Raw genomic sequence first — 18628 nt, 5'->3', positions numbered from 1 at the left:
CAGACGGCAGACTCTTACAGCCGGGAGTCTGCTGGTGGTTCGTACTGGTCACAGGGGCGCTCAAATTTCGTTTGAGCGCCTATCAGGTCTAACTCCGACAGGAGCCAATCCGTGAAAGACTTATTAAAGTTTCTGAAAGCGCAAACTAAGACCGAAGAGTTTGATGCGATCAAAATTGCTCTGGCATCGCCAGACATGATCCGTTCATGGTCGTTCGGTGAAGTTAAAAAGCCGGAAACCATTAACTACCGTACGTTCAAACCAGAACGTGACGGCCTTTTCTGTGCCCGTATCTTTGGCCCAGTAAAAGATTACGAATGCCTGTGCGGTAAGTACAAGCGTTTGAAACACCGTGGTGTTATTTGTGAGAAATGCGGCGTTGAAGTGACTCAAACCAAAGTGCGCCGTGAGCGTATGGGTCACATCGAACTGGCTTCTCCAACTGCGCACATCTGGTTCCTGAAATCGCTGCCATCCCGCATCGGTTTACTGCTGGATATGCCATTACGTGACATCGAACGTGTACTGTACTTCGAATCCTATGTGGTTGTTGAAGGCGGTATGACCAACCTGGAACGTCGTCAGATCCTGACTGAAGAGCAGTATCTGGACGCGTTGGAAGAGTTTGGTGATGAGTTCGACGCGAAAATGGGCGCCGAGGCGATTCAGGCCCTGTTGAAAAACATGGATCTGGAAGCTGAGTGCGAGATCCTGCGTGAAGAATTGAACGAAACAAATTCTGAAACCAAGCGTAAGAAGCTGACTAAGCGTATCAAGCTGCTGGAAGCGTTCGTACAGTCTGGCAATAAGCCAGAGTGGATGATCCTGACCGTGCTGCCTGTGTTGCCGCCAGACTTGCGTCCATTGGTTCCGTTGGATGGTGGTCGTTTTGCGACTTCTGATCTGAACGATTTGTATCGTCGCGTGATCAACCGTAACAACCGTTTGAAGCGCCTGCTGGACTTGGCGGCTCCTGACATCATCGTACGTAACGAAAAGCGTATGCTGCAAGAAGCAGTAGATGCATTGCTGGATAACGGCCGTCGCGGTCGTGCGATTACCGGCTCTAACAAGCGTCCGTTGAAGTCACTGGCTGACATGATCAAAGGTAAGCAAGGTCGTTTCCGTCAGAACTTGCTGGGTAAACGTGTTGACTACTCAGGTCGTTCGGTTATCACCGTTGGTCCATACCTGCGTCTGCATCAGTGCGGTCTGCCTAAGAAAATGGCTCTTGAGCTGTTCAAACCGTTCATCTACGGCAAGCTGGAATTGCGTGGTCTTGCTACCACCATTAAAGCCGCCAAGAAGATGGTTGAGCGTGAAGAAGCTGTGGTTTGGGATATCCTGGATGAAGTTATCCGCGAACACCCAGTGCTGCTGAACCGTGCACCAACCCTTCACCGTTTGGGTATCCAGGCGTTTGAACCGGTTCTGATCGAAGGTAAGGCAATCCAGTTGCACCCATTGGTTTGTGCGGCATATAACGCCGACTTCGATGGTGACCAAATGGCTGTTCACGTACCGCTGACACTGGAAGCTCAGTTAGAAGCGCGTGCGTTGATGATGTCTACCAACAACATCCTGTCACCAGCGAACGGCGAGCCAATCATCGTTCCTTCTCAGGACGTTGTATTGGGTCTGTATTACATGACCCGCGACTGTGTTAACGCCAAAGGCGAAGGCATGGTTCTGACTGGCCCGAAAGAAGCTGAACGTATTTATCGTGGTGGCCTGGCATCGCTACATGCTCGCGTAAAAGTACGTATTACTGAAGAAATTCGTAATGTCGAAGGCGAAAGCATTACGCGCACCAGCATCATCGATACGACAGTTGGCCGTGCTATTTTGTGGATGATCGTCCCGAAAGGCCTGCCTTACTCTATCGTGAACCAGCCGCTGGGCAAGAAAGCTATCTCCAAGATGCTGAACACCTGTTACCGCATCCTGGGCTTGAAGCCAACGGTTATCTTTGCTGACCAGATCATGTACACCGGTTTTGCTTACGCAGCACGCTCAGGCGCCTCTGTAGGTATCGATGACATGGTTATCCCAGAAGCGAAAGCAGGGATCATCGAAGAAGCTGAAACTGAAGTTGCCGAGATCCAGGAGCAGTTCCAATCTGGTCTGGTAACCGCAGGCGAACGTTATAACAAAGTGATCGATATCTGGGCCGCGGCTAACGAACGTGTTGCCAAGGCGATGATGGATAACTTGTCTGTAGAAGATGTTGTCAACCGTGACGGCGTTGTCGAACAGCAAGTGTCATTCAACAGCATCTTTATGATGGCCGACTCCGGTGCGCGTGGTTCTGCTGCACAGATTCGTCAGCTGGCAGGGATGCGTGGTCTGATGGCCAAGCCAGATGGTTCGATCATTGAAACGCCAATCACTGCGAACTTCCGTGAAGGTTTGAACGTACTTCAGTACTTCATCTCAACCCACGGTGCGCGTAAAGGTTTGGCGGATACCGCATTGAAAACTGCGAACTCCGGTTACCTGACCCGTCGTTTGGTTGACGTGGCACAGGATCTGGTGGTAACCGAAGACGATTGTGGTACCCATAACGGTATCGTGATGACCCCGGTTATCGAAGGTGGTGATGTTAAAGAGCCACTGCGCGATCGCGTTCTGGGTCGTGTGACCGCAGAAGAAGTTATCAAGCCGGGTACGGCTGATATTCTGGTTCCGCGTAACACCCTGTTGGACGAAAAATGGTGTGATCTGTTAGAAGAAAACTCCGTCGACAGCGTTAAAGTTCGTTCAGTAGTAAGCTGTGAAACTGACTTTGGTGTGTGTGCAAACTGCTATGGTCGCGACCTGGCACGTGGTCACATCATCAACAAAGGTGAAGCAGTTGGTGTTATTGCAGCACAGTCAATCGGTGAGCCGGGTACCCAGCTTACGATGCGTACGTTCCACATCGGTGGTGCGGCATCTCGTGCGGCAGCAGAGTCTAGCATTCAGGTTAAGAACAAAGGCAGCTTGAAACTGAGCAACGTCAAGTTCGTTACCAATGCAGCGGGCAAGCTGGTTATTACTTCTCGTAATACCGAGCTGAAGCTGATCGACGAATTCGGTCGTACTAAAGAAAGCTACAAAGTGCCTTACGGTGCTGTAATGGCTAAAGGCGATGGCGCAGAAGTCCAGGGCGGCGAAACCGTTGCTAACTGGGATCCGCACATCATGCCAGTTGTGACCGAAGTGAGCGGTTTCATTCGCTTCGCGGACATGGTTGACGGCCAGACCATTACCCGCCAGACCGACGAACTGACTGGTTTGTCTTCTCTGGTAGTACTGGATAGTGCAGAGCGTACCGGTAGCGGTAAAGACCTGCGTCCGGCACTGAAAATCGTTGACGCCAAAGGCGACGATGTATTGATCCCAGGTACTGATATGCCTGCTCAATACTTCCTGCCAGGTAAAACGATTGTACAGCTGGAAGACGGCATTCAGATCGGTGCAGGTGATACCCTGGCGCGTATTCCTCAGGAATCAAGCGGTACCAAGGATATTACCGGTGGTCTGCCACGTGTTGCTGACTTGTTCGAAGCACGTCGTCCGAAAGAGCCTGCAATCCTGGCTGAAATCAGCGGGATCATCTCGTTCGGTAAAGAGACCAAAGGCAAACGTCGTCTGGTTATCTCACCGTTGGATGGTAGCGATGCATACGAAGAGATGATTCCGAAATGGCGTCAGCTCAACGTGTTCGAAGGTGAAATTGTAGAACGCGGTGACGTGGTATCCGACGGCCCAGAATCTCCACATGACATTCTGCGTCTGCGTGGCGTTCACGCGGTTACCCGTTACATCACCAACGAAGTGCAGGAAGTTTACCGTCTGCAAGGCGTTAAGATTAACGATAAACACATCGAAGTTATCGTTCGTCAGATGTTGCGTAAAGGCACCATCGTTGACTCAGGTAGCACTGACTTCCTGGAAGGCGAGCAGGCAGAAATGTCTCGCGTTAAAATCGCTAACCGTAAGCTGGCAGCCGAAGGCAAAATCGAGGCTACGTTCACGCGTGACCTGCTGGGTATCACCAAGGCATCCTTGGCGACCGAGTCCTTCATCTCTGCGGCTTCGTTCCAGGAAACCACGCGCGTTCTTACTGAAGCGGCAGTTGCCGGTAAACGTGATGAACTGCGTGGCCTGAAAGAAAACGTAATCGTGGGCCGTCTGATCCCAGCCGGTACCGGTTACGCTTATCATCAGGATCGTGCACGCCGTAAAGCTCTGGGTGAAGTTCCTGTTGTACCGCAAGTTAGCGCGGATGAAGCAACGGCTAACCTGGCTGAATTGCTTAACGCCGGTTTTGGTAACAGCAAAGACTAATCTCTTTGTTGCTCACCAACGTAAAAACCGCTCCTTATGGGGCGGTTTTTTTTTGCTTTTTTTAGGATTTAAACGATCGGTTTATTGCAGAGAACGCCCTAAATGGCGATCCCAATCCTTCCACACCGGCTGTAACCCCGCCCGTGTCAATGCCTGTGCTACCTGCTCTGGTGTGCGATTATCATGCGGAGCGAATTGCTCAAGTTCTGGATGATTATCTGCATACCCACCAGGCTGAGTTTTGGAACCCGCACTGACATTATTAATCGCGACCGGAATGACATTGTCGCGGAAGAAAGGTGATTCACGGGTAGATAGCGACAGTTCCACATCCGGGGCAAACAATCTAAAAGCACAGATCAATTGCAGCAGTTGCGGCTCACTCATCAGAGATGCTGGCTCGATACCGCCCGCACAAGGTCGTAGTCGTGGGAACGAAATAGAGTAGCGACTTTGCCAATAGGTCTGTTGCAGATAAAACAGATGCTCCGCCAGCATATAACAGTCAGTGCGCCAACTATTAGACAGCCCGATCAACGCACCTAGTCCGATCTTGTCGATCCCAGCCCGACCGAGACGATCTGGGGTTGCCAGTCGCCAGTGAAAATCTTGCTTATGCCCGCGCAAGTGATGTTGCTGGTAAGTCGCTGGGTGATAGGTTTCCTGATAAACCATCACACCGTCTAATCCCAACGTTTTTAGCTCCGCATACTCTTCTTGCGCCAATGGTTGAACTTCCATCATCAGTGAACTGAATCGACTACGGATGACTGGGAAGTGACGACGAAAGTAATCCATTCCTACTTTTGCCTGATGTTCACCAGTGACCAGTAGCAGATGTTCAAAGCCTAGCGCTTTGATAGCATCACACTCACGGATGATTTCTGCTTCATCTAAGGTTTTGCGCTTGATGCGATTGCTCATCGAGAAACCACAATAAGTGCAATCATTAGCACACAGATTAGAAAGGTAGAGCGGCACATAAAAACTCACCGTGTTACCAAAACGCTGGCGGGTTAATTGTTGAGCCTTCTGCGCCATTGGTTCGAGATAAGCCAGTGCTGCGGGCGAAATCAACGCCATTAAGTCGTCGCGATTCGGTTTGACGGCATTAATGGCCCGTTCAACATCAGTGGCGGTTTTACTGTTAATACGCAGAGAAATATCATCCCAATCTAATTGTTGCCAGTGTTGGCTGAAATCTTCAGACATGATGCTCCTCCTCTAACTGGCTGAGAAAGCCAGTCAGTGGGCTGGTGGCAATGGCCTTGCCAAACTGTTGGTTGCCAAGCCCAGCCTGACGCGCCAATTCACCGGATTCAACCGCCAAACGGAAAGCATGCGCCATGTGCACGGGTGAGCGTGCCACGGCAATTGCGGTATTGACCAGCACGGCATCAGCTCCCAATTCCATTGCCTCAAGCGCATGGCTTGGCGCACCAATTCCAGCATCGACTACCACGGGCACTTTGGCCTGCTCGATAATGATTTGCAGAAAGTCGCGGGTACGTAAGCCCAAATTTGAGCCAATCGGTGCACCCAATGGCATGACGGCAGCGCAGCCTGCTTCTTCCAGCCGCTTGCACAATACCGGGTCCGCGCCACAGTAAGGCAAAACAACAAATCCCTCTTTGACCAGTATTTCGGCGGCTTTCAGGGTTTCTATTGGGTCAGGCAGTAAATACTTCACATCGGGATGAATTTCCAATTTTACCCAATGGGTACCCAGCGCTTCGCGCGCCAGACGGGCGGCAAATACAGCCTCTTGCGCAGTTTTAGCCCCCGAGGTATTAGGCAGCAAACGCACACCTAATTGTTGCAAGGGCGCAAGAATTGCATCGTTCCCGGCCCGTAAATCAACCCGCTTCATCGCCATAGTAATCAGTTGTGACCCCGAGGCGCGCAATGCTTCCAGCATCAATTCAGGGGTGGAGAATTTTCCCGTACCGGTAAATAAACGTGAGGTAAAAGTGGTATCGGCGATCTTCAGCATGTCAGCCCCCGGCAATCGCTTGGAATAGCAAAATGTTATCACCCTCGTGTAACTGGCATTTTTCCCAGTCAGTGCGGGGGACGATGACCTGATTAATTGCCAGAGCCGTACCCGGCTGGTGGCGTTTGAGCTGATTGAGCAGCATTTCAGCGGTGATATTGCTCACCACCACTAACGGCTGATCATTGAGCACAATCTGTATGTGACCCGTTTTCACTGTGAACCTCCACAGGCAGGGCAATGCTTCGCCCGAGTCAGTTGCAGGGTGCTCCAGCTCTGCTGCTTGCCATCGAATAAGCGTAATTTCCCGCTCAGTGCCGACGGCAGTCCTGCCAACATCTTGATAGCCTCCAGTGCTTGCAAGGTGCCAATGACGCCGACCACCGGCCCCAATACGCCAGCAGTACGGCAGTTACGTTGTGGTAATTCTTTATCGGGATATAGACAGGCGTAGCAGCCTTGAGAATAAGGCGGCTCAATCACCAGCAATTGCCCGCTGAATCCCACGGCACTACCGCTAATTAATGGTTTTTGTGCGGTGATACAGGCTGCATTTACCTGATGGCGCGTCTCCATGTTGTCGCTGCAATCCAGCACCAAATCAGCGTTAGCTACCGCATCGGCCAATGCCGCACCTAGCAGCCGCGTATCAAATGGGACAACCTCAATCAACGGATTGAGGCTTTGCAAATGACGCTGGGCTAACCGTGCTTTACTTTGATTAGCAAAGGATGTTTGGCTGATATCTGTGGTGCGATACAGGATCTGGCGCTGTAAATTGGTCAGTTCCAGTTGGTCATCATCAGCCAGTAATAGCTTACCGACGCCGGCTGCCGCCAAATAGAGCGCAGCAGGCGAACCAAGACCGCCAAGGCCGATAATCAGCACACAGGCACTTTTCAGCTTCAACTGGCCCTCAGGGCCGATATCCTCCAGTAATAACTGGCGGCTGTAGCGCAAGAATTCGCTGTCACTCAACTCATGCTTGTTTGTCATCAGCCAGCTCCTTGCCCTCGATCAGGTGCAGTAATTGTGCTGTTGCCTGCTGCCAATCGTCACTCAGGGTAATAGCACTGACGACCGCTACACTACCGACACCCGTGGCCAGGACCGCCGGTACGCGCTCAATGCTGATGCCGCCGATGGCAACGGTCGGGTAGTCTGGCGTGTTGTCGACCATCTGCTTGAGCACCGTCAACCCTTGTGGTGATGACGGCATTTGCTTGGTTTGTGTGGGGAAGATGTGACCCATGGCGATATAAGAGGGCCGGACAGCTTTAGCTATCGCCAGTTCCTGCTCATCATGGGTTGATACGCCCAGCCGTAATCCAGCTTGCTGAATCGCAGCCAAGTCGGCTGTTGCCAGATCTTCCTGACCCAGATGAACACCATAGGCACCATGCTTAATCGCCAGCCGCCAATAATCATTGATAAATAAGCGTGCCTGATAGCGTTTGCCTAACGCTATGGCAGCGGCAATGTCTTGTTCTACCTGCGCATCATCTAACTCTTTGATACGTAGTTGTATTGTAGTTACACCTGCGGCAAGCAGGCGCTCTATCCAAAGTAGGCTATCGACGACGGGATAGAGACCAAGACGCTGTACCGTCGCAGGGAAACCTTTCTTTGCAGAAAATGAGGCATGATTAGACAGGTTCATTATTGGCCTCGCTCTTGAGGTTAACGGGGCTGTGATACAGCTCGCTGCCGCGAGAGCGGAACTCCGCTGACATCTGTTCCATACCTGATTGTAAAATTTCGATCGGTTGGGCTGCTGTTTCTTGTGTCGCTGCTAGCTCTTGCGCCGCAGCCTGTTCTTGCGTAGCGGCATAGTCGCGGACTTCCTGAGAGATTTTCATCGAGCAGAATTTCGGCCCGCACATTGAGCAGAAGTGGGCCACTTTGCCGGACTCCTGCGGCAGGGTTTCGTCGTGATAGGCTCGTGCGGTTTCTGGATCAAGCGCCAGATTGAACTGATCTTCCCAGCGGAATTCAAAGCGCGCTTTCGACATGGCATTATCGCGGATCTGCGCACCGGGGTGGCCTTTGGCCAAATCTGCGGCATGGGCGGCGATTTTATAAGTAATAAGTCCTTGTTTCACATCCTCTTTATTAGGCAGGCCAAGATGTTCTTTCGGTGTGACGTAACACAGCATGGCGCAACCGAACCAGCCAATCATGGCCGCCCCAATACCTGACGTGAAATGGTCATAACCTGGCGCAATATCCGTGGTTAGCGGGCCTAAGGTATAGAATGGTGCTTCATGGCAGTGTTCCAACTCTTCGGTCATATTGCGGCGAATCATCTGCATCGGCACATGACCGGGGCCTTCAATCATCACCTGCACATCATATTCCCAGGCGATTTTGGTCAATTCACCCAAGGTATGCAGTTCAGCGAACTGGGCTTCATCATTGGCATCCTGGATGGAACCAGGGCGCAGACCATCACCCAGTGACAGTGAGACATCATAGGCCGCACAGATCTGGCAGATTTCGCGAAAATGCTGATACAGGAAGTTTTCCTGATGATGGGAAAGGCACCACTTCGCCATAATTGAACCGCCACGGGAGACGATACCGGTCAAGCGTTTGGCGGTCATCGGCACATAACGCAGCAACACACCGGCATGGATAGTAAAGTAATCCACCCCTTGCTCGGCCTGCTCCAACAGCGTGTCACGGAACATTTCCCAGGTTAGGTTCTCAGCCACACCATTTACTTTTTCTAATGCCTGATAGATAGGAACGGTACCAATAGGGACCGGGCTATTGCGCAGGATCCATTCGCGGGTTTCATGGATATAGCGTCCCGTGGACAAATCCATCACGGTATCTGCACCCCAGCGGGTTGACCACACCAGTTTTTCTACTTCCTCTTCGATGGAGGAGGTCACCGCAGAGTTACCGATATTGGCATTCACTTTCACTAAAAAGTTACGACCAATAATCATCGGCTCAGATTCTGGGTGGTTAATATTGGCGGGAATGATAGCTCGGCCCACCGCCACTTCCTGACGTACAAATTCGGCAGTGATATTTTCTGGCAGGTTAGCGCCAAAAGCCTGTCCTGGATGCTGCTGGCGTAGTACTTCACCGCGAATACGTTCACGGCCCATATTTTCTCGCAGCGCGATAAACTCCATCTCTGGCGTGATGATACCCTGACGGGCGTAATGCAGTTGGGTGACGCATTTGCCTGTGATGGCTTTCTTCGGGTGTGGCAGATGCTCAAAACGCAAATGATCCAAGCCTTCGTCGGCTAAACGTTGTTGGGTGAAGCCAGAGCTGACAGAGGTCAGTGCGGCGCTATCCTGGCGTTCAGCTATCCAGCTATCGCGTAATTTGGGTAGCCCGCTGTGAACATCCAGTTTGGCATTTGAGTCACCATATGGGCCGGAAGTGTCATACACCGGGATGGCTTCGTTATCTTCATAGCGTGGTGCGTCTTTGCCACCGCCAATCAGTGTCGGACTGAGCTGGATTTCGCGCATCGGTACCAGAATATCTGGCCGTGAGCCTTGTAGGTAAATACGTTGGGAGTTGGGGAAAGTGACACCTTGCAAGGTATCAATAAACTGTTGAGCTTGTTCACGTTGTTGTTTACGTGGAATAGGCTTACGTGGAATAGGTTTACGTGGGCGTGATGAACTTTTAGTGGTTGTATTATTAGACATAGCAATTCCTACCAGTGTGGTTTATAGGGAAAATTGCTTGTCTGGAGCTTGGCGGGAGTAACGATGTTGGCCAGTAACCGGCAGCTACCTGTAAGGATAAAGACCGGGCCTGTAGCGATAAATTACTCTTGTTCCCTTCGCGGGTATTAACCCGATCAGGTTCCGCGGATCCCGAATTAACGGTCTCAGCCTGCGTTTGCTTTCCTAAAAAGGCAATCGCTAGGCACTCCGACAAGAATCTTTACTATACGAGGTTGAATTAAAACTACAAGCCCGTGCTGTTCAGTGGGTTATTTTACCTGCCCTGTTTGAATAACTGGCTGGGCGGCTTGCCACGACTCGGATGCCCATTGAATCAATTGATCTTCCAAGCGGAAACGGGCATCAAGGGCTTCACCGATATCAGATAATGCTTGTTGAAACTCGATACAACTGTCCTGATCGATCTCAATGTTGGTATAACGATCATGGAATGTCATGATCGTTTGAGTATTATTTTTTAACGCAGGATACACTTTGGTCGTCAGCGCCATTTTTGGGCTAGACGCGCCTTCCACCTGTTTGATAATTCTGTCATAGATATGAAAATGCCCGGAAGAGAGATAATCCACTAAATTATGGCAAAAGTTCTCCAGCGCTTTTTCGTTAAGCGGGGTATGCTTTTCTTTTTGCGGCTTAATACCGATCACTGTGCAATATGAAACTAACAGTTCTTTACGCGCATGAAGCCATTGATCAATTAATTCATTACTGCCGCCAACGCGTTGAGTCAGGCTTTCTAGTCGGTTGAGCATGAACGACTCCGTGAGTAAGGAAAAGTAATAGTGGGTTACAAAAATGTAACAAGCCGGATTCTAGATTGCCAGTGAAGTCGAGGTTGTGCAACAACGATATGGAACTACAACTTACAGGTAAAGAAAGTGGCTGGTGGATTGTCAGTCATGAAAACAAATTATGGTTGCCGAAAGGGGAGTTACCACAAGGTAATGCCGCTAATTGGTCATTGCAGGGCGCAACGGCAAGGCAAATCGGTGAATGGCAAGGGCAGGCGGTATGGCTGATCCGTCAGATGATGTCTACTGATATGGGGTCCGTGCGGCAATTACTGGATGTGGATCGCGGCTTGTTCCAATTGGCTGGGCGTGGTGTGCAACTGGCAGAGTTTTATCGTTCTCACCGTTTTTGTGGTTATTGCGGTCACCAAATGCAGGCCAGCCGTTCCGAGTGGGCTTGTCTGTGTAATCATTGCCGTGAGCGCTATTACCCACAAGTCGCCCCTTGTGTGATTGTTGCCATTCGCCGTGATGATGAAATTTTATTGGCGCAGCATGTACGGCATCGTGGCGGCATTAATACCGTATTGGCAGGCTTTGTCGAAGTGGGTGAGACTCTGGAGCAGGCGGTTTCCCGTGAAGTTTTAGAAGAAAGTAATATTCACATTAAAAATCTGCGCTACGTAACATCACAGCCTTGGCCGTTCCCCCATTCACTGATGATGGCGTTTATGGCCGAGTATGACAGTGGTGAATTACGACATGACCCTAAAGAGCTGCTAAATGCCGGTTGGTATCGTTATGACCAATTGCCATTACTGCCGCCGCCAGGCACCGTAGCACGACGATTAATTGAAGATACCGTGGTGTTATGCCGCGAGCACCGTGAGTTGATCTAATCAGAAGGGAGTACTGAAGCGCTAACCTCATAGCCGACGCAGTTTAAACCCCATGAGAGTGAGTCATTATCGCGCCCTTAATAGCGGCGGCAGTTAGCAGGAAAGTATTATCTGACATGCTACAATATGGTCCGCTAAAAGATGGCCGCCAGATAATTAAGGGAGCTCCACCATGAATGAGTTGAAAAACGATCGCTATCTGCGAGCCTTATTGCGTCAACCGGTAGATGTAACGCCGGTATGGATGATGCGTCAGGCGGGCCGTTATTTGCCGGAATATAAAGCTACCCGCGCGGTTGCCGGGGATTTTATGTCGCTGTGCAAAAATGCGGAACTGGCTTGTGAAGTGACGATGCAGCCATTACGTCGCTATCCATTGGACGCCGCGATTCTGTTTTCAGACATTCTGACCATCCCCGATGCTATGGGGCTGGGGCTCTATTTTGAAACCGGTGAAGGCCCACGCTTCCAATCCCCGATTACTTGTTGCGCCGACGTCGAAAAGTTACCCATCCCCGACCCAGAACAGGAATTGGGTTATGTGATGAACGCGGTAAGAACCATTCGCCGTGAGCTGAAAGGTGCAGTGCCATTAATTGGTTTTTCCGGCAGCCCATGGACGCTGGCAACCTATATGGTTGAAGGTGGTAGTAGCAAAGCGTTCACCAAACTGAAGAAAATGATGTATGCCGAGCCGCAAACCCTGCATCTGCTACTGGATAAACTGGCCGATAGCGTCATCTTGTATCTCAATGCGCAAATCAAAGCTGGCGCTCAATCTGTGATGGTGTTTGATACTTGGGGCGGGGTACTGACAGGGCGTAATTATCTTGAATTCTCCTTGAACTACATGCATAAAATCGTCGATGGCCTGATCCGCGAAAACGACGGGCGTCGGGTGCCGGTGACCTTGTTCACCAAAGGTGGCGGGCAATGGCTGGAAGCAATGGCTGCTACCGGTTGTGATGCATTAGGGTTGGATTGGACCACGGATATCGGCGATGCGCGCCGTCGGGTGGGTGATAAGGTCGCTCTGCAAGGTAATATGGACCCCTCTGTGCTATACGCACCACCTGCCCGTATTGAGCAGGAAGTGGGTACTATTCTCGCAAGTTTTGGCCAGGGTGAAGGGCATGTGTTTAATCTGGGGCACGGCATTCATCAGGATGTTCCGCCACAACATGCAGGGGCTTTTGTTGATGCAGTGCATACGTTATCAAAGCCTTATCATCAAAACTAATCGCTTATACCCAAAGTCATTGGGGCGGCAGGTAACCGCACTGTAGCTTCAAGCGCGAGGGAGGTTGGCCGATGATAGATACCAAAGCGTTACGGGCAGAACAGTTACAACGAGCATCTGACATTATTCTTCACGATGATTTTGATAGTGGGTCAGTGCACTTTATTGCCGGTGCGGATGTTGGTTTTGAGCAGCAGGGGGAGATTACCCGTGCTGCTATCGCGATTTTGCGTTATCCCTCGCTAGAACTGGTGGAATATCAGGTTGCCCGCGTGGCAACTTCACTGCCGTATATCCCCGGTTTACTCTCTTTCCGTGAATATCCTGCATTATTAGCCGCCTGGGGGCAGTTGCAGCAACGGCCTCAACTGGTGTTTGTTGATGGGCAAGGTATCGCACATCCGCGTCGTTTAGGCGTTGCCAGCCATTTTGGGCTGTTGGTTGATGTTCCGACCATTGGTGTCGCCAAAAGTCGCCTGTGTGGGCACTCTCTGCCGCTAGAGAGCGATAACGGCGCATTACAACCACTCATTGATGGTGATGAGCAACTTGGCTGGGTGTGGCGCAGCAAAGTCCGTTGCAATCCACTGTTTATCTCGCCCGGTCATCGGGTCAGTGTTAGCAGTGCTTTGGCGTGGGTACAGGCTTGCATGGCGGGCTACCGTTTGCCTGAGCCAACCCGTTGGGCTGATGCTATCGCCTCAAACCGCCCGCAATTTCAGCGTTGGGTGCGGAAAAATCCTGATTTACTTGGCAACCATAGGGATATGATTTAATTTCGGGTACACTGCCGCGCAGATAATGAATAATGAGAACTTATAATGATACGTAATCCGATTCATCTACGTCTCGAGAAGCTGGAAAGTTGGCAACACCTGACTTTCATGGCTTGCTTATGTGAGCGGATGTATCCCAACTATCAGCAATTTTGTCTGGAAACTGAATTTGGCGACCCGGCTGTTTACCGGCGCATTCTGGACCTGATCTGGGAAACTTTGGTCATAAAAGACGCAAAAGTTAACTTTGATAGCCAGTTAGAGAAGCTGGAAGAGGCAATTCCTTCAGCCGATGACTATGCTATCTACGGTGTTTATCCTGCCATCGATGCCTGTATTGCATTGGGCGAGGCCATCCATTCGCGTTTGAGTGGTGAAACACTGGAACATGCTGTCGCTATCAGCGAAGCATCAATTCGTACCGTTGCAATGTTGGAAATGACGTTGGCCGGTAAAGAAATGACCGATGAAGAACTGAAAATTTTGCCTGCGATTGAAGAAGAATGGGATATCCAATGGGAGATTTTCCGTCTGTTAGCTGACTGTGAAGAGCGCGACTTAGATCTGATAAAAGGGCTACGATCTGACCTGCGGGAAGCGGCTGTTAGCAACATTGGCATAAATTTAACGCAATAAGGCAAGAAAACGTGATTTAACGCCTGATTTGTCACGTCTTAAGGCTTCACATCTGCCCCCTGTCTGTTCTACATTTGGGGGGCGAAAAAAAGTGGCTATCGGTGCGTGTATGCAGGAGAGTGCTGTCCATCGGCATATCCGTCGCACTCGATGCTTTGCAAACGATAAACACACTGTAAGGATAACTTATGAATAAGACTCAACTGATTGACGTAATCGCGGACAAAGCGGACCTTTCTAAAGCACAAGCTAAAGCTGCTTTGGAGTCCACACTGGCTGCAATTACCGAATCTCTGAAAGACGGTGATCCAGTACAATTGGTTGGTTTTGGTACTTTCAAGGTAAACCATCGTAATGAGCGCACTGGCCGCAACCCACAGACTGGTAAAGAAATCAAAATTGCTGCAGCTAATGTGCCAGCGTTTGTTTCTGGTAAAGCACTGAAAGATTCTGTTAAATCTTAATAGTGTGTCAGTGAAAATAATAAGCAGGGGGGTGGCAAAGCCCCTTTTGTTTATGCAGCGGGTGCTGATGACCCTCGGTTTAGCCTTTGGTCTCAGCGCCTGTAGCAGTCAGTCAGGTTCCCCTCAATTTAGTGCCAGCGGATATATCGCCGATAGCGGTGTCGTTCGTTTATGGCGTCAGGATAATGCGCAGCAGCAGCCACAAGTGCTGATGAGCGTCTACAGCCCCTATTCCGGGGACAATACTCGCGTAACCTTCTACGAATATCAAAATGGCATTTTGCGGGAAATTCGGCGCAACGATTTGGGTCATAACCCGCAGAGCGTCGAGCTGCGTTTTGATGAACAAGGACAGGTGAGTTTTATGCAGCGCCAACTGGCCGAACGGCGTGAGCAGCTCTCTGCGGATAATATCGCGGTCTATCAGTTGGAAGCGAAACGAATTCTCGAACAGAGCAGTGCACTGCGCGCCGGAAATGTCAGGTTAATTCAGGGACAGTGGCGAGATGGTGTGGTTACCACCTGTGATAAGAAAACGTTGCGATTGAAAGTTGACGATAACTCACAGGCATGGCTGAGCAAACGGGGAGAGGGCAGTGCGCAACCTCTGGGCGTCGCGTGGTTGGATTCGTCGCAGGGTCAGCAATTGCTGTTGGTTGCCAATCAGGACTTCTGCCGCTGGGAGCCGACAGCCGGTAGTTTGTAAGACCTGATAAGAAGCAGGGCACAGCAAGCTGCGCCCGTAGAATACAAGGGTAGATTTATTTACCGCGAGCAATCGCCCGATAACCAATGTCTTTACGGTAGAAAGCCCCTTCCCACTGAATATTTTCAGCTAACCGATACGCGTTTTGCTGTGCCTGGGCGACGGTGGCACCCAGCGCAGTTACACACAATACGCGACCGCCGCTAGTGACGACTTCATTATTGCCATTCAGTTTGGTTCCGGCGTGGAACACTTTACCGTCAGCTACCTCCTGCTGTGGTAATCCATGAATGACATCACCCTGGCGATAATCTGCCGGATAACCGCCAGCGGCCAACACCACACCTAGCGATGGGCGCTCGTCCCAGTCAGAGGTTTTCTCATTCAATTTGCCTTGCGCACCGGCTAAGCACAATTCAACCAAGTCTGAACGCATGCGTAGCATGATGGGTTGAGTTTCCGGGTCACCAAAGCGACAGTTGAACTCAATCACTTTTGGTTGCCCGTCAGCGGAAATCATCAGACCGGCATAGAGGAAGCCGGTATAGACATTACCTTCTGCCGCCATACCGCGCACTGTCGGCCAGATAACACTTTCCATCACTCGCTGATGAACTTCATCAGTGACTACCGGTGCCGGGGAATATGCCCCCATGCCACCGGTATTCGGACCGGTATCACCATCGCCAACCCGCTTATGGTCCTGGCTGGTGGCCATTGGTAATACATTTTCACCATCAACCATCACGATAAAGCTGGCTTCTTCGCCGTCGAGAAACTCTTCCACCACGATACGGTGGCCTGCATCACCAAAGGCATTGCCTGCCAGCATGTCATGAACAGCGGTTTCTGCTTCTTCCAACGTCATCGCAACAATCACGCCTTTACCGGCGGCCAGCCCATCAGCCTTAATCACGATCGGTGCACCGATTTTACGAACATAGGCTAAAGCAGGCTCCACCTCTGTGAAGTTCTGGTAAAACGCAGTTGGGATATTGTGGCGCGCCAGGAAGTCTTTGGTGAAAGCTTTAGATCCTTCCAACTGAGCCGCGGCTTGCGTTGGCCCAAAAATGGTCAAACCGGCTGCGCGGAAAGCATCAACCACACCAATAACTAACGGTGCTTCCGGGCCGACAATGGTCAGGCCAATATCATGGCTCTGAGCAAAGGCCAACAGACCCGCAATATCAGTTGCCGCGATATCGACATTTTCTAAACCAGATTCTAGTGCGGTGCCAGCATTACCCGGCGCGACATAAATTTTGCCCGCTAAAGGCGACTGTGCTGCTTTCCAGCCCAGCGCGTGTTCACGCCCGCCATTACCAATAATCAAAATATTCATCAGATGACTCCGTTAAGCGGGTTAATTAATGGCGGAAATGGCGCATGTCGGTAAAGATCATGGCGATACCATGCTCATCAGCCGCAGCAATGACTTCATCGTCACGGATTGAACCACCCGGTTGGATAACACAACTGATCCCGACAGATGCAGCAGCATCGATACCGTCACGGAACGGGAAGAAAGCATCGGAGGCCATGGCAGAACCGGCTACTTCTAATCCTTCATCCGCCGCTTTAATACCGGCAATTTTGGCAGAATAGACACGGCTCATTTGGCCTGCGCCTATACCGATAGTCATATTGTCGCGTGCATAGACAATAGCATTGGATTTAACGAACTTAGCTACTTTCCAGCAGAACAGTGCATCACGCAGTTCTTGCTCCGTTGGCTGGCGCTTGGACACCACGCGCAGATCGGCTGCGGTCACCATACCTAAATCGCGGTCTTGGACCAGCAAACCACCATTGACGCGTTTGAAGTCCAGACCGGTAGCACGCTCCTGCCACTGGCCACAGGTCAGAACACGGACATTTTGTTTGGCGGCAAGCAATGCCAGTGCTTCAGTGCTGACTGCGGGGGCAATGATGACTTCAACAAACTGGCGGTTGATAATTGCGCTGGCGGTTTCGGCATCCAATTCACGGTTAAAGGCAATAATGCCGCCGAAAGCAGAAGTTGGGTCAGTTTTATAGGCTTTTTCGTAAGCGGCCAACAGCGAGTCGGCAATCGCCACGCCGCATGGGTTGGCATGCTTGACGATCACACAGGCAGGCTCGCTGAACTCTTTCACACATTCTAATGCCGCATCGGTATCTGCGATATTGTTATAGGAGAGCGCTTTACCCTGCAATTGCTGTGCGGTAGCCACAGATGCCTCTTTAACCTCTTCTTCTATATAGAAGGCCGCTTGCTGGTGGCTGTTTTCACCATAGCGCATATCTTGTTTCTTTATATAGTTAAGATTCAGGGTGCGTGGGAAGCGGCCTGATGGCTGCTTGGTATCACCATGGTAAGGTGGCACCAGCGCGCCGAAGTAATTGGCAATCATGCTGTCGTAAGCGGCGGTGTGCTCAAACGCCTTGATAGCCAAGTCGAAACGGGTTGGATAAGTTAATGAACCATCATTCTCGTCCAGTTCGGCAATAATCGCTGGGTAGTCGCTACTCTTAACGACAATGGCGACATCTTTATGGTTCTTGGCGGCGGAGCGCACCATGGTAGGGCCACCGATATCGATATTCTCAACTGCATCTTCCCGTGAGCAATCCGGGCGAGCAACTGTCTGAGCGAACGGATATAGATTCACGACAACAATATCAATTGGCTGAATATCATGTTGAGCCATGATGCCATCATCCTGACCACGACGGCCCAAAATGCCGCCATGCACTTTTGGATGCAACGTTTTAACGCGTCCGTCCATCATTTCCGGGAAACCGGTATAGTCAGAAACCTCAGTGACGGGCAGACCCGCATCGGCCAGCAGGCGGGCAGTTCCACCGGTGGAAAGTAACTCGATGCCACGCTGAGAAAGTGCGGCGGCGAATTCGATGATACCGGCTTTGTCAGACACACTGAGTAGAGCACGGCGGATTGGGCGGCGTTGTTGCATGGTTTTATCCCTTGGCTTTGGAGTCGCAGTTATTCTTCGCAATCATTCAATAGAGCGTTATCTGAATCCTACCTTCTTATATAGGTAACTATATAGAGAGGAACAAACTCAGATAACGTCCCAAATAGGGAGCAATGCCACTCTTTGCTGCTTTCACCAGGGCGATTCATCCTCT

Annotated in this window: 16 protein-coding genes and 1 riboswitch; of the genes, 7 read left to right on the top strand and 9 right to left on the bottom strand. The window is 50.9% G+C overall.

Going from position 1 to position 18628, the window contains the following annotated elements:
• The first annotated feature begins 111 nt into the window (after positions 1–111).
• A complete protein-coding gene (gene rpoC, locus V1956_RS00500; RefSeq protein ID WP_005192331.1) occupies positions 112–4332 on the top strand; it encodes a DNA-directed RNA polymerase subunit beta' in 4221 nt (1406 codons plus the stop codon).
• An 81-nt stretch (positions 4333–4413) separates the two neighbouring features.
• Here the strand turns inward: rpoC and thiH are convergent, their stop codons facing one another.
• The 7 genes from thiH to rsd form a co-directional block, all read right to left on the bottom strand.
• A complete protein-coding gene (thiH, locus tag V1956_RS00495) occupies positions 4414–5544 on the bottom strand; it encodes a 2-iminoacetate synthase ThiH (RefSeq protein WP_420071225.1) in 1131 nt (376 codons plus the stop codon).
• The gene (locus tag V1956_RS00490) at positions 5537–6325 is read right to left on the bottom strand and encodes a thiazole synthase (protein WP_372560017.1); all 789 of its coding nucleotides are present in this window, start codon (positions 6323–6325) and stop codon (positions 5537–5539) included. Before V1956_RS00490 ends, thiH begins: the two co-directional genes overlap by 8 nt.
• 1 nt (position 6326) lies before the next feature.
• Positions 6327–6542 carry a sulfur carrier protein ThiS gene (gene thiS, locus V1956_RS00485; protein ID WP_372560016.1) on the bottom strand — a complete coding sequence of 72 codons (216 nt, stop codon included), beginning with the start codon at positions 6540–6542 and terminating at the stop codon, positions 6327–6329.
• Positions 6539–7321: a HesA/MoeB/ThiF family protein gene (locus tag V1956_RS00480; RefSeq protein WP_420074421.1), complete on the bottom strand. Its 783-nt coding sequence runs from the start codon at positions 7319–7321 to the stop codon at positions 6539–6541. Before V1956_RS00480 ends, thiS begins: the two co-directional genes overlap by 4 nt.
• On the bottom strand, positions 7305–7985 hold the full coding sequence (thiE, locus tag V1956_RS00475; RefSeq protein WP_372560014.1) for a thiamine phosphate synthase: 681 nt from the start codon (positions 7983–7985) through the stop codon (positions 7305–7307). The genes V1956_RS00480 and thiE overlap by 17 nt, the downstream gene beginning before the upstream one ends.
• The gene (gene thiC, locus V1956_RS00470) at positions 7972–10002 is read right to left on the bottom strand and encodes a phosphomethylpyrimidine synthase ThiC (RefSeq protein WP_420074422.1); all 2031 of its coding nucleotides are present in this window, start codon (positions 10000–10002) and stop codon (positions 7972–7974) included. Before thiC ends, thiE begins: the two co-directional genes overlap by 14 nt.
• Positions 10003–10117: 115 nt before the next feature.
• A riboswitch (TPP riboswitch) is annotated at positions 10118–10243 on the bottom strand.
• Between the two features lie 49 nt (positions 10244–10292).
• On the bottom strand, positions 10293–10796 hold the full coding sequence (rsd, locus tag V1956_RS00465; protein WP_372560012.1) for a sigma D regulator: 504 nt from the start codon (positions 10794–10796) through the stop codon (positions 10293–10295).
• A 98-nt stretch (positions 10797–10894) separates the two neighbouring features.
• Here rsd and nudC point away from each other — a divergent pair, with 98 nt between their 5' ends.
• From nudC to V1956_RS00435, 6 genes are all read left to right on the top strand, one after another.
• Positions 10895–11674 carry an NAD(+) diphosphatase gene (nudC, locus tag V1956_RS00460; protein WP_372560011.1) on the top strand — a complete coding sequence of 260 codons (780 nt, stop codon included), beginning with the start codon at positions 10895–10897 and terminating at the stop codon, positions 11672–11674.
• Between the two features lie 172 nt (positions 11675–11846).
• The gene (hemE, locus tag V1956_RS00455) at positions 11847–12914 is read left to right on the top strand and encodes a uroporphyrinogen decarboxylase (protein ID WP_442824721.1); all 1068 of its coding nucleotides are present in this window, start codon (positions 11847–11849) and stop codon (positions 12912–12914) included.
• Between the two features lie 71 nt (positions 12915–12985).
• On the top strand, positions 12986–13690 hold the full coding sequence (gene nfi / locus V1956_RS00450) for a deoxyribonuclease V (RefSeq protein WP_372560009.1): 705 nt from the start codon (positions 12986–12988) through the stop codon (positions 13688–13690).
• A 45-nt stretch (positions 13691–13735) separates the two neighbouring features.
• A complete protein-coding gene (locus V1956_RS00445; protein ID WP_372560008.1) occupies positions 13736–14326 on the top strand; it encodes a YjaG family protein in 591 nt (196 codons plus the stop codon).
• A gap of 188 nt (positions 14327–14514) precedes the next feature.
• A complete protein-coding gene (gene hupA, locus V1956_RS00440; protein WP_004876782.1) occupies positions 14515–14790 on the top strand; it encodes a nucleoid-associated protein HU-alpha in 276 nt (91 codons plus the stop codon).
• 52 nt (positions 14791–14842) lie between these two features.
• Positions 14843–15496, top strand: coding sequence for a DUF1481 domain-containing protein (locus tag V1956_RS00435; protein WP_442825769.1), 654 nt, complete (start codon positions 14843–14845; stop codon positions 15494–15496).
• 55 nt (positions 15497–15551) lie between these two features.
• Here V1956_RS00435 and purD read toward each other — a convergent pair whose 3' ends face one another.
• Complete coding sequence (gene purD / locus V1956_RS00430; protein WP_372560007.1) at positions 15552–16838, bottom strand: phosphoribosylamine--glycine ligase; 1287 nt, start codon at positions 16836–16838, stop codon at positions 15552–15554.
• A 25-nt stretch (positions 16839–16863) separates the two neighbouring features.
• Positions 16864–18453 carry a bifunctional phosphoribosylaminoimidazolecarboxamide formyltransferase/IMP cyclohydrolase gene (purH, locus tag V1956_RS00425; RefSeq protein WP_420071231.1) on the bottom strand — a complete coding sequence of 530 codons (1590 nt, stop codon included), beginning with the start codon at positions 18451–18453 and terminating at the stop codon, positions 16864–16866.
• Positions 18454–18628: the final 175 nt, after the last annotated feature.

Origin of the sequence: Yersinia sp. 2540 StPb PI (assembly GCF_052217165.1) — a bacterium.
Taxonomy (GTDB): Bacteria; Pseudomonadota; Gammaproteobacteria; order Enterobacterales; family Enterobacteriaceae; genus Yersinia; species Yersinia enterocolitica_E.
Note: the sequence above shows the minus strand (reverse complement) of the source record. Positions and strands in the feature narration are given on the sequence as shown.

What these genes read in the sequence shown, in the direction of transcription:
- thiH (WP_420071225.1), bottom strand. Translation starts at nt 5,544, where the DNA reads ATGTCTGAAGATTTCAGCCAACACTGGCAACAATTAGATTGGGATGAT.
- V1956_RS00490 (WP_372560017.1), bottom strand. Translation starts at nt 6,325, where the DNA reads ATGCTGAAGATCGCCGATACCACTTTTACCTCACGTTTATTTACCGGT.
- V1956_RS00480 (WP_420074421.1), bottom strand. Translation starts at nt 7,321, where the DNA reads ATGACAAACAAGCATGAGTTGAGTGACAGCGAATTCTTGCGCTACAGC.
- thiE (WP_372560014.1), bottom strand. Translation starts at nt 7,985, where the DNA reads ATGAACCTGTCTAATCATGCCTCATTTTCTGCAAAGAAAGGTTTCCCT.
- thiC (WP_420074422.1), bottom strand. Translation starts at nt 10,002, where the DNA reads ATGTCTAATAATACAACCACTAAAAGTTCATCACGCCCACGTAAACCT.
- rsd (WP_372560012.1), bottom strand. Translation starts at nt 10,796, where the DNA reads ATGCTCAACCGACTAGAAAGCCTGACTCAACGCGTTGGCGGCAGTAAT.
- nudC (WP_372560011.1), top strand. Translation starts at nt 10,895, where the DNA reads ATGGAACTACAACTTACAGGTAAAGAAAGTGGCTGGTGGATTGTCAGT.
- hemE (WP_442824721.1), top strand. Translation starts at nt 11,847, where the DNA reads ATGAATGAGTTGAAAAACGATCGCTATCTGCGAGCCTTATTGCGTCAA.
- nfi (WP_372560009.1), top strand. Translation starts at nt 12,986, where the DNA reads ATGATAGATACCAAAGCGTTACGGGCAGAACAGTTACAACGAGCATCT.
- V1956_RS00445 (WP_372560008.1), top strand. Translation starts at nt 13,736, where the DNA reads ATGATACGTAATCCGATTCATCTACGTCTCGAGAAGCTGGAAAGTTGG.
- hupA (WP_004876782.1), top strand. Translation starts at nt 14,515, where the DNA reads ATGAATAAGACTCAACTGATTGACGTAATCGCGGACAAAGCGGACCTT.
- V1956_RS00435 (WP_442825769.1), top strand. Translation starts at nt 14,843, where the DNA reads ATGCAGCGGGTGCTGATGACCCTCGGTTTAGCCTTTGGTCTCAGCGCC.
- purD (WP_372560007.1), bottom strand. Translation starts at nt 16,838, where the DNA reads ATGAATATTTTGATTATTGGTAATGGCGGGCGTGAACACGCGCTGGGC.
- purH (WP_420071231.1), bottom strand. Translation starts at nt 18,453, where the DNA reads ATGCAACAACGCCGCCCAATCCGCCGTGCTCTACTCAGTGTGTCTGAC.